This window comes from Coprobacter sp. (assembly GCF_982436375.1).
The window spans coordinates 1-12,478 of the sequence record NZ_CEWDCG010000082.1; the positions used below are offsets into that span (position 1 = coordinate 1).

General features: G+C 41.1%; 6 protein-coding genes. 1 reads left to right on the plus strand and 5 read right to left on the minus strand.

The genetic code is table 11. The features are described from left to right. Positions 1-59: 59 nt before the first annotated feature. Complete coding sequence (locus tag AC1WHX_RS06305; RefSeq protein WP_122337369.1) at positions 60-632, plus strand: hypothetical protein; 573 nt, start codon at positions 60-62, stop codon at positions 630-632. 40 nt (positions 633-672) lie between these two features. Here AC1WHX_RS06305 and AC1WHX_RS06310 read toward each other — a convergent pair whose 3' ends face one another. From AC1WHX_RS06310 to AC1WHX_RS06330, 5 genes are all read right to left on the minus strand, one after another. Then, positions 673-2,682 (minus strand): glycoside hydrolase family 97 protein, encoded by a 2,010-nt coding sequence (locus tag AC1WHX_RS06310; protein ID WP_481229007.1) that lies wholly within the window; start codon positions 2,680-2,682, stop codon positions 673-675. Between the two features lie 157 nt (positions 2,683-2,839). Then, positions 2,840-5,113: a choice-of-anchor D domain-containing protein gene (locus AC1WHX_RS06315; RefSeq protein ID WP_481229009.1), complete on the minus strand. Its 2,274-nt coding sequence runs from the start codon at positions 5,111-5,113 to the stop codon at positions 2,840-2,842. 24 nt (positions 5,114-5,137) lie between these two features. Then, positions 5,138-5,725 carry a hypothetical protein gene (locus tag AC1WHX_RS06320; protein WP_147590018.1) on the minus strand — a complete coding sequence of 196 codons (588 nt, stop codon included), beginning with the start codon at positions 5,723-5,725 and terminating at the stop codon, positions 5,138-5,140. 100 nt (positions 5,726-5,825) lie between these two features. Beyond that, a complete protein-coding gene (locus AC1WHX_RS06325; RefSeq protein ID WP_481229011.1) occupies positions 5,826-10,637 on the minus strand; it encodes an endo-beta-N-acetylglucosaminidase in 4,812 nt (1,603 codons plus the stop codon). A gap of 26 nt (positions 10,638-10,663) precedes the next feature. Then, the gene (locus AC1WHX_RS06330) at positions 10,664-12,418 is read right to left on the minus strand and encodes a SusD/RagB family nutrient-binding outer membrane lipoprotein (RefSeq protein ID WP_481229013.1); all 1,755 of its coding nucleotides are present in this window, start codon (positions 12,416-12,418) and stop codon (positions 10,664-10,666) included. Positions 12,419-12,478: the final 60 nt, after the last annotated feature.

The window sequence follows — 12,478 nt, forward strand, 5'->3', positions numbered from 1 at the left end:
CTTCTTGATCGGGAAATTTAAACAAGCTTTTAATTAAATAAAATGATTCATTACGAATTATGAAAAAGCATCTTTTTTCTTTTGTAGTAATTTTTCTTCTCTTAGGATGCAATTCTCCTAAAAACTCAAATGAAGAGGCTCGTCAAGAAAATGAAATCCTACCCGCTGTTATCATCGAAACAAAGCAAGAAACGGATACAGTCAAACCTTCGGATATGTACAGCAACGCTTTAGATCTTCCCGAATTTCAAGATTGTACCGATTTCGGAGGAGCATTAATTTCGGACGATTACGGTGTGCATGTACTGCAAAACGACAAAAAAAGAATTACCTATCTGCTATTTGACGAACTCTCTGCAAGAAACAACAGCGGTATGCCTCTGTGGAAACTTCTCGACACACTTCAGTTGCAAGGGACAGAGCTGAATATCGGATGGACAGGAAACGTAATGCTGAACGGTCGAATAGACAATGAACTCATCGTTCTTCTGCCGGATGACATAGATTGGATCGATACCGAAATATTCGATACGGTAAAACAAGCTTGGAGATTTGACCGAATACGAAAAAAAATCATAGAGATACCGGTCAAAGGTATTAAGTGCAAAAACGATATGTACGGCATCGATTGACATACAAAAAATGCGGGATATCCCGCATTTTTTATGTTCATCATTCCGGACGGAAATAAACAGCCTGCCCTCCTCCGTCTGCCAATTTCATATGTAACGTATCGGCAGAAGTCACAATCCTATGTTCTATCTTATAATCCGTAGGATTATCTTTCCAATGTGCATTATCCCCGTCAGCATAAATATCCGCGTGATATTTTATGTCGGGGCTTAAAAAGTCAAGAGGAATGTTTATCGTACGTCCGTTTTCATTCGTAGTCGCTCCAAGGTAAAACCGATCATCGGCTTGACGCACAACCGCGATATACTCTCCCGGTTCACCGACTAAGGCTTCAGAACGGTCGCAATCGGCATCAAAATCAATAAAGAACTGAAATGCCGGATGGTGTTCATAATTCTCGATCATATCCGAAGCCATCTGCAACGGACTGTACAAAATTACCCAATTCGCAATTTGTTTGGCAAGAGTCGTGTTTACTCGACTATTCCCTTTATCCAAGTCGTTCCATTTTTTACGTAACGGAGAGTTGCGGGTTTTCTTGAATAGGATATCGAATGTTCCCGGAGTATAATCCATAGGGCCACCCAACAAACGAGTAAAAGGCAATATTTCATGATGAGACGGCGGATTTCCTTCACTCCATGCATTCCATTCCATACCTCGAGCTCCTTCTCGAGACATCATATTCGGCCATGTCCGACGAATACCGGTATCCTTTATCGGTTCATGTGCATTTACGGTTATTCTATATTTTGCCGCAGTTTCCACTACCTTCTGGTAATGCCGAACACCATATTGACTGTGATGCCAATACCCTCCGGGCATAGCTCCGGCATAACCGGTTTTCAGATCGTGTACTCCATAATCGACATACCAACGCAACGCCTTATCCAACTGCCTTTCATAATTCGGGACATTTCCTCCGGTTTCATGATGTCCGATAATACGAACTCCCTTTTCCTGTGCATAAGCTGCGATTTCATCCATATCGAAATCGGCATAAGGCTTCGTATAGTCGAAATTCTGACGGCCGCCCCAACTTTCCCAGCCCTCATTCCAACCTTCAAATAAAACACCTTCGATATTATGGGCTGCCGCAAAATCTATATAGCGTTTAGCATTCTCCGTTGTCGCACCATGACGGTCATTAATAACCCAAGACTCGACACCGAGATGCATCCCCCACCAAACACCGACATACTTCATCGGTTTTATCCAATCTGTAGAATCAAGGACACAAGGATCGTTTAAGTTCAAAATAAGAGATGAGTTTATCAAACCTACAGCCTTAGGAGCGATCTGAATCGTGCGCCATGCCGTTTTAAATGCACCCGGGACATGAGCTTTCGTACCATCGGGCAAAGGAGCTAACTCAGATTTGAATTTCCGCTCTCCGCATTTTTTTAATGTCATCTCCGGGAAATCATATAACGCAGCCTCATGAATGCTTGCATAGATACCGTTGTCCGTCCTAAAAGTAATCGGAGTATTAGCGGTCTCCACTTCACTGATTTTTTGTGGAATATATAACAATTCGTAAGTCTCGAAATTTGCAGGAATCGACCAAGACCGGCCATCCTGTGCAAAATCGAATTCGGTCAGTTCATCCATAACGACTAAAGAATCCTTGTCAGGATGCTCATACTCATATCTGAATCCGATACCGTCATCAAAGACCCTGAAACGAATCACCAAAGACACATCTTCTTCGTTCTCCAGACAAACAGACCTCTCGTTATAATGATTTCTGTTCTTTTTATTTTCCCCCCACGGTTGAGTCCAAACTTCATCTTTCGAAGAAAATTCGGTCTTACTTATTCTAAACGGCCCTGATATAAGGGAATCTTTAAAGACAAAGCCCAAACGGGAATCCCTTATAAAACTCTCTCCTTCTACATTCACCGAGTAACTAAGATTTCCACCGTCCGGATTATTCAAAACGACCTCAATACGCCCGTCAGGAGACAAGACCCGCTCTTGCAGCGAACTCCGACACCCTATCAATAAAAACAGAATCGTAACAGTACAACAATATAACTTCTTTCTCATTTTTCACTTTTTTATAAATAATCCATTTCAAACATAGTAAAAAAACATAAAAAATAAAACAACTCCATACTATTATTCAACAAAAATTCAGGGCCGACTTCAAAAAACGAAAATCAACCCTGAATTAATCCATTGATACCGTCAGGACTCTTCGCTATTACAAACTAACCTTATACGCTTTATTCTCAACTACCACAATCACATTCTTTTGAGGAACGGGGATTACAATTTCCCGACCTGTCGCCTTTATCATTTTTACAAGAGTTCCCTTTAAAGTAAATACATTCACAACAGTACCCCTCGGTGCTGAGACATAAAGATTTCCATTAAATCCGTAAGGTCTCTTTTCCGATACCGAATCGCCTTTTATTCCGGAAACAGAAGTAACGACCGCCGAAAGAGCAATTTCATAAGAAAAACCTTTTCCATCAGAAAATATCACTGTTGCATTATAAACTCCTTCAGACTCAGGAGTAAATGTAATCTCTATATCCTTTTCACCGTTTTCCTCATCTCGACCAATAACAGAAGATGAAACGGCAAACAACGCTGCATCTTCACCTTCCAATGTTACTGTCACATCATTCTCCATATGCAACAAAGACAATTTAAGTGAACGGGATACCGGTTCCGTTGTCAAATCAGATCCAAAGTCCAATTCCGTTATTCCGGCAAAATCAATGACTGTATGATAATATGCTTCTGCCAAAAGGTCTATACTCTTTACCTCTTCTCCGCCATAATAGATTAATATCTCTCCAGATATCCGTCCCTGCTCATCGGGAGTAAATGTCACGATTATTTCTTGCTCACCGGATGCATCTACCGGAATCTCCGTCTTAGAAAGGACAAAGCATTCATCAGACGAAGTCAATAACACACTTTCTTTCAAATTGGCAACATCCAATATAAAGCGTCTCTTCTCAGGCTGATCACCGATAGCGACACGTCCGAAATCCAGTTCAGCGACATCGGTATCAACAGAAGGTGCTGCAACAGATTTTCCCCGAAGAGCAACAGTTTTCTCAACTTCTCCGCTTTTCAATAGAAGTAAAGCGGTATATTCCTGCACTGAACTCGGTGCAAATTTTACCGTAACGGTTTGTTCGCTTTTACCATCAACTATTATCAAAGAAGGATTCACTTCAAATATAGGATTATCGCACGTCACTGTTATATCTTCTGATAAACCAGGAAAAACAACCGTAAATGTCTGTTCTTCAAATTGACCGGCAACAACATCTTCAAACACCAACTCTTCAATGCTCGTTTCCATCAAGATCGGAGGCATCACAGCCTCTCCTACACCCAAAACCTTCACAGTCTCATTTATGCCATCTCCTTTTATCGTAATAAAACCCGTTGCATTACCACCTCTTACCGGAGTAAATTTCACTTTCACCATCTGCGGTTCGGTGCTATCCTGATCTACGTGAGACAAATCGACCGAAAAATCGGCATAATTCGATATAATATCCAATCCGCTTGCCAAATCAGTCGGGGTGAAAGAAAACTGCAATTCTTTGCTTTCCCCACATGCCACGGTACCAAAATCCAATACCGAAGTCGAAAGTTCGACTTGAGGAGACTTTATCTCTACAGGAACATAAAAGCCGATTTTATCTCCTCCGGAAATTTTAAACCCTGCCGCACAACCTTTGCCAGAAGGATCGTTCCCCACATTACCTTCTACCCAAATCTGACGTCCGATTAACTCCGGATGCGATTTGCTACCCCACTCATTTCTCGTACTGCCGGCAGGCAGTTCTATCACCATAATTTTATGCTTTCTATTATTATAAACTTCATCTTTCGAATCGGCAATAGCGATATAACGATCTTGAATATACCCCTCATTCAAACCAGTCGAAGTAATACATCCCAAATAATAACCAACAATCCGCTTAGCTCCTTTTTCCGCTATGGCATTCTCAACCGACACAGGAGTCTCACCACCCGCTGCTCCGATACCGGTTAAAGAAATTTTCTTTTCAAGTCCGAAAGCAACAAAAGAAAGTTCTCCCGAATATTCATTTTCCGTATCCGGAGCAAAAACGACAGTTATTTGCTGTGGTTCAGACAGATTTGCAGGAATAACCTCAGGAGTCACCGAGAAAGAAGAATTATCTGCTGTTATCATCACATCTTCTGCCAGATTCTCCGCTGTCACATAAAAAGAAAGCTGACGGGAAGAGCCTTTTGACACCGCTCCAAAATTAAGATCTCCAACCGAAGAATATATAACCGGAGAATTCTCAGACAACCCTTTCCCCGAAACAGTATATACGACATCCAAGTCTGTTCCGCTCACCTGTATGTTTCCTGTATAAGATGTCACCGCCTTAGGAGAAAAAGTTACCGTTATCACCGTCGTGGACACATCCTGTAAAATTTTTGCAGGTGTTATATCAAATGCATCATTATCACACATCAAGGTCAAGTCACTTTTCAGTTTTCAGGTCTCAACCTCAAACGTCAATACAGAAGATTCTCCCTCCTTAACATATCCAAAGTCCAAAGTTTCAGGAGAGAATGACACTTCAGGAGACTGGGAAACCCCATTCATTTGCAAAGATGTCACAACCAAAGGAGCTTGGGCATACTGTCCTGCAGTAATAACAACTGTAAATCGCTCCACGAGATCTCCAATTTCCATGACTTGACTCGTACCATACTTATCGACATCCTGTATATTAAGTTCTTTCAATACACGCTGATCCACAGCGCTAATAATTCTCACATTCAATGTCGTATTCCAATCCCCACTTGATTTTCCGAAAATTTCTAACGAAAGTCCCGTATGCGGACCGAAAACCGGAGATGTTATTGATCCGGCATCTAATCCGGCACCGGTCGCTTTCTGCTCTAAAGTCAAACGATCCGTCCCGATAACAGCCCTGTTATTACAAACCCATCCGTCTTTTTCCATAGACGAGAAATTCCCTTTATACTGAAATACCATATCATCCTGTGCCATAGCAGACACCCCATATCCACCAAAGAAAAACAATACAAATACAAGCCAAATTTTAAATGTTTTCATAAGCATTAATAAGATAAAATTAGCATTAAAAAGATAGGGGCACGAGGTTTATACTCTTGCCCCATAACTACAATATTAGATATTCAATTTGCAACCGACATTACTTGACAGTCACTTTCTGTACTTTCATGTCGTTTTCCGTATCAATAATCAGCAAATATACACCAGAAGACAGGTATCCCATATTCAATTCGCACCGGTCACTTTCTACCGCTACTTCTCGCAACAAACTTCCTTGCAAAGTCAGAATTTTTACCATACGTATTTGTTCTGCCTCAATAACCAAAACTCCTCCTTTTCTCACCGGATTAGGATAAACTTTGCAAGCAACAGTTTTCACATTTTCAATTCCGAGAAGCGGATCATCGGAAAGAACCGAAACATTCACATCAGATGACGTACTCCATTTCCCGTTTTCAAAAACGATACGAACTCCGGTAGTTCCTTTCTTCAGGCCTCTCAGTTCAAAAGTTATTTTTTGTTGTACCTCATCATACATTACTTTGGAAACCTTTACTATATTTCCATCTTGAGCAGATACAGAAATGTCAAAATTCTCTTTTTGAGAAGCGCCACCCAAACTATAGGAAGTTTCCAAAGTCTTTGATTCTCCACCATTCAATGTCACGGCTTCGATCGGTGAAACAGATAAAGTATTAGAAGGAGTCTCTCCATCGGACGATGATTCTCCGTACACTTCGATCTCTCTCAATGCAACAGCCATACCATACTCATTATTTTGTGTCAACTGCAACTTAACATAACGTCCCGTCATCGGAGAAGGCAAGTGATAGTCAAACTCCATGTGACGATACTTGTTAGGTGTTTCATATTCTGACGAGCGCTTCCATGTATAAACTTCTTGATAAGACGATTCAGAATCTTCAGAACCTATAAAAATCTTAACTTCCCCAGGAACAGACACTGTACTCCAAAGCACGGCGCCAAATACTTTTATATCAGATATCGAGGCTTCACTCTCCAAATCAATCACCACCGTAGATTTTGTATTATTCTGCCACGACGGTCCACACCAAAGATTATTAAAATCGGCACTTCCATCACCCTTAATCGGTTTAAGACCATCGACAAGTGTCTTAACATCTGCCTTTCCGCCTCCGGAAAGCGGAGTACCAGTCGCACTTACATGCGATTCCGTAATTGACTTACCTAAAGCTAAATTGCCTCCAGAAAATACGACAACCGAAAGATTGGTACAAACCTGCCAATCTCCATTCTTCAATGCAACTACCAAATCAGCATTACCAGGTGTTTTACCCTCAATATCCAGCAATATCTTTCGAGCATCTTCATCATAACTGGCATTAACTATTGCAACATCACTTCCCGATACACTTTTTAACCGAGAAACGACCTCAAGATTATCTTCTACCGACATGTCGCCAAGATCTACCGGTATCTTCTTTTTCACAGATTTCCCCACCTCGATTTTCACACCGTTCACATTGCCAATAAGCAAAGGATTTTCTTTATCTGTTTTAGCAAGGACCTCTATCTCCTGCAAGAATACTCTTCTCTCATCATATCCTGTTACCTCCAAACGCACATAACGGACCTGACGACCATCAACGGGAAGCACGACTTCATTTATCTCCTGAAGATTCTTATTTTCAAACCATGCAACTGAAGCATAAGCACTCTCTTCATCGGTTTGAGCAGTATATACTTTCACTTCACTCGGGAAATAACAACGATTACCTACAACATTATAATCCGCCGGCTCAAACATAAACTTAATAACCCTTGCATCGTAAATTTTCCCCAAATCGATTTTTACCGAAAAAGTCTTCCACCCGGCCCAAAAAGTCGAGCGATTACCATCAGTCAATGCATTTTCCGGTTTCAAGTTTGGTTCGTTAGGTATTACACTCATGGCGTCTTTCATTACGATTGACGGTAGAGCTCCTCTTGCAATATTTATCAAGCTAAGGTCTTCGATCTTAACTTCAAAAACAGAAGATTTCACCCAATCACCGTTCTTGATAGAAACTTCCACTTCTGCCGTTCCTATCTCAAGAGAGAGCATGTCGAAAGAAATTTTATTCTTTACCTCATCATGTCTTATGTTTTTAATCTCCAATAAATCAGGACGATCTGTTTTTACTTCAATGTTAAAGTTTTCCTCTTTTTCCGTACCACCGAATCCATAAGAGAATTCTTTCTCCGCAGATTCACCCAGCCCCAATAACAAATTCTCAGACTTATCCAAAGTCAACTTCGTTGCAACACCATAGGCTTCAAATTCCCATATACGAATAGTAACCGGTTCTGTAGAATAAGGGACAAACTTAACATAACGGGCTATCGTTGGTTTTACCCAAATTGTTTTTTCCGTAGCCGGATTACTTCGTTCATCGGCAATCAATGTCCAATCTACAGCATCATTGCTGACATATATTTTATACATGGAGATATTATCAAACTCCGGTTCTCCCTGTTTACAGTCTATAATACGGAACTTATATAACTTATAAGATTCTTGCAAATCGACAACCACCCAATGTTCTTTCTTACCACCGATGCACCATTTCTGATGCACATCCGAGAAATTTTCAGTTACACCATCAATCAAATGATATGCCTCTTCTCCCGCCAATTGTCCACTTACCGAGTGAATCTGCTTATCAACGCTCACCACTTTGAGATCATCGGCATTATTTGCGACTTCAACAAACGCTTTTTCGGTTATTTCAGTAGTCCCGGCTTTGTTCGTCACTTTCACTCCTATATCGAATACTCCTGCCTGAGTAAATTGAACAGAAATCTGTCCGCCATTTCCGGTTTTACGAGCCGAAGGGGGAAGAATCCACTCATATCCAGTCGGATTATCTTCCGTTTTTGCATACAAAGTTACCGTTCCGTTTACAGGAATCAACGTTTGTGAAGCCGAGAGAACAACTTCGGGAGCAGCAAGATCACGATAATTCACCGATGCCGAGACTTCCGCTCCTTCACGCATATCTTTAACTACTGCCGTCACAGATACCGTAACTCCTGTCTCCGAATCGCTACTACGGTTGAATTTAGGAATATAGAATCCTTCATCACGAGTTTGTCCCACCAATGATTTCACACCGTTTCTTTGCAGATAGACATTATAGTGATCAATATCTTCAGATTTCGGAGCATCCCATACTACACGTATATCTCCGCTATTGGCAGCCAACTTATTCTCAATCTTAAGATTTTCAACACGAGCCAATTCCGGATGATACCCTTGCGGATAAACAGCCAATTGACCCAACAAAACTTCATAAGAAGACAGATTCGAAGAAGAACGGAAATTCAATGCAATAATAGAAACCGTTTTCCCATTCAAAGAAGACAAATCTCCCTCAGCTACTGTCCATCCGTTATTCGTCGAGACAGTATTTAATGTAACGGTAGCAAATTCATTAGCATTCTCAGAAATACCCAACTTGGCATCTATAACCGCTCCCGAACCTTTATATACCAATTGAATCTTATCTCCCGAAACAATTGCCAAACGAGTCTTATAAAGACGCATGATATGGTCAGCATCAGCACTCAACGTCCCCGATACCTTGACCGACGTCCCCATATTATAAGCATCATCAAGATAGATATCAGCCGAAAGAGTTTTATTATCAAACCACCAGCGCCAAGTAGGCATAATTGTCTGCATTCCACGATGATACCAGTCATGATTTCCCTTCTCTTCTCCGTTTACAAAACGTTTTTTCCCTAAACCTGCACCAAATGTCGTTACAAAGGGTTTGGTCTGAATAACCGAACGCTCCAATATCGTATTCGCCAAGCCTGGCCATGTAGAAGATCCCCAAGCCGAATTATCGGAAGGATCCCCTTTCGCATTTGTCCAAAAGCGAGACTCGTTTTGAAATACCTCCTGCATTTTCTTATATTGTTCAGCACTGCCGTTCACGGGATTTTTTCGAAACTCATCCACGACTTTTTTCCAAATTCCCTCCTCCGGGTTAAAGATATTGGGCGATCCCCGATGTCCGGTAGAAGTAAATAGATTTGAAAATTTATCCGCATTTCCGGTAAAACCGTTTATTGCAGATTCGATTCCGAAATACAGTTTAGAAAATGCGATATCTGCCATACCTGCATTCTTTACCGCCTGCATTTGAGACTGAATATTCGACACGGTATTGCTTCCATAATCCAAAAAATAAGATACCCCGTCCATTTTCACCATATCCATATAATCTCCTACAACAATATCGTTATTATACCATTGTATCTCCATATATTCCTTTCCTCCCGCTTTCTTGCACTTATTAAAGGTCTCGATGAATCCCATCCAGTCTCCCGGCAAGGCACCATGAAGCTCTTCATTGATAAACCAACCGTCAAAGCCATAATAATCGGCTATCTCATACAACTTACGGGCATATGGGTATTCTCCGCCTTCTTTAGTCAACATCTGACGCAACCATGCCGGATCTCCAGAAAAAGCCCTAGGTGGGAAAAACAACTGACCCAGAACTTTTACTCCATTCATGTGCGCTACATCCACTACCGGGGCCGAAGGAGGTATAATAATGCCTTCTCCTGCAGATCCACCCCACCAAATCAGCAAATCCATATATTGCCAATAAGTAGGATTATATCCGAGAATATTGTCCGCATCCTGAGAAGGAGTAAGACTGCATTCAGGATTCATTGTCAAACAAGCCGCCACACGGGAATCTGCAAATTGAGAAGAGTTCGCTTTCACCGTATTATCCCAAAAACGTGGTTGAAGAGGAACTCTACTCCTATTAAATTTCGCATCTTGGTCATCCGAAGGCTTCCAGTTCTTAATATTGTCCGGATGCCAACACGGACTATATGGCTGTTGCGCAACCGCACTGCCTACGCCCAAAATAACAAAAAGCGTAATAAATAACTTTTTAATGTTCATGATATAATTTATTTTACAGGTTTTGATTATCTGAAATTATTCGGCTTTACACGCTCTCCCTGATCATTATTCGTATCAGAAACGTCCCAGAAAATACGTTGAGCCTGACTATCCCGATATTTTACCGGTATATTATCGAAATTATGCTCAAACTCACTATTCGAATACCGTATGCGCTTAATAAACTTCCCTTGAGGAACATCAGAAGAATAATTTCCGCTTTTTGTCTGAAAATCCATCAGCCGAGGATAATCAGTACGACGAAACTCCGCCCACGCCTCATTCCCGTTCGGGAAAACAGCCAACCATTTTTGAGTAATAATTTGTTCCAACATGCCTTCTCTATCATTCTTTTCAAACGGGTTATCTTCATCTTGCAAACAATGCAGCATCATTATATATACATTCGTTTTCTGAGGCAGAATTTTATAATAATCCATCGAAGCTTTAATTCCGGATTTAAAATACTCCAAGACATCTCCTTCGACCCATCCGCGAAGAACTGCTTCCGCCAACAAAAACTGACATTCGGCATACCCCAACCATACAGACTCACGAGAAAAACCGAACCAATTCATATCTTCCAAAACTTTCGGAGCAGTTTGGTTGCAACGCAGTACAGAATGCTTCGAACTCTCTTTATGAATAATATCCCGGCTACCTATCACACATCCGTTAAAATCCTTACTCGTATCCTCGATGTTACTCTCAAGAGAGGCATACGGTGTAGGACGATACCATAATATCTCCATACGCGGATCTTCAAAATCAGCCAGACCTTTATATGCCGACTCAATATCCTTAGACATAACACAATCACGATAATTGGTAGAACACAAAGCAAATATATTCTCGTCACCTCCGGAATCGATACCGCCAAGTGCAACCGGAGCATAGTCGGGAATAGTTACCATATTATCCTCTTGACCTTTCATCACACCTTCAGGAGCAGAAAGTGCAGCCACAGCTTCCTTTTTGGCCCATTCGGGATTTGCAACAGATATCCTCATTGCCATACGCAAACGGAGCGTGTTGGCAAAGCGCATCCATGCCCGTTCGTCACCACCATATACAAAATCTTCTGTCCTAGTAAACTTAAATTCGCATTCTTCAGGACGCATATTCTCTACCGCCTGGGCCAATATACGGAAACACATATCATAAACTTTCTCGGCATCATCATAATGCACCTTCTCAGGAGCCTCCCAACCACGTACATATTCAGAGAAAGGAATAGGACCGTACGTATCAACCATCTGTACTGTTAAAAATGCCATATAGATGCGGGAGATATAATAAGCATTCTTATACTTCTCCCTATCAACATAATAAAACGGCCGTATCAACTGCGCATACTCTTTTACCCTTTCCTTATAGAAATGGTCCCAACGCCGACCGCTATAATCTTCAGTATAAACATATCCAGGAGAAGAACTGAGGAAAGCAGTATTATTACAAGCAAAATACCCCCCATACACATCATGAGATAGATTAGTCGTACGTTGATAATCGTTATACATCCCCTGATATAAAAATTTCTTAAATATCGCAGGTGCATTTCCTATAATCGTTTTCAGATATTCTAACTCCTGCTCACTTACGGTAGCATTCAGATCAATATCAGCGAGACCTTCATCCAGATCTTCCGGACCGCTAACCACATATTCCGGATTTAGAGGATCAGTATTTATCTCATCAAAACTATCTGTACAAGCAGTAAATATGCTCATGATAAAAGCCTGTACAACAACACATAAAAAGAATTTCATATTATGTAGCATAATTTAGTCCTTAATTTAAAATGAAACATTTACAGAGAAACCAAACGTACGGGTATAAGG

Coding starts and splice junctions, on each gene's coding strand:
- AC1WHX_RS06305 (WP_122337369.1), top strand. CDS start 60: ATGAAAAAGCATCTTTTTTCTTTTGTAGTAATTTTTCTTCTCTTAGGA.
- AC1WHX_RS06315 (WP_481229009.1), bottom strand. CDS start 5,113: ATGTGTGATAATGATGCATTTGATATAACACCTGCAAAAATTTTACAG.
- AC1WHX_RS06330 (WP_481229013.1), bottom strand. CDS start 12,418: ATGCTACATAATATGAAATTCTTTTTATGTGTTGTTGTACAGGCTTTT.
- AC1WHX_RS06310 (WP_481229007.1), bottom strand. CDS start 2,682: ATGAGAAAGAAGTTATATTGTTGTACTGTTACGATTCTGTTTTTATTG.
- AC1WHX_RS06320 (WP_147590018.1), bottom strand. CDS start 5,725: ATGAAAACATTTAAAATTTGGCTTGTATTTGTATTGTTTTTCTTTGGT.
- AC1WHX_RS06325 (WP_481229011.1), bottom strand. CDS start 10,637: ATGAACATTAAAAAGTTATTTATTACGCTTTTTGTTATTTTGGGCGTA.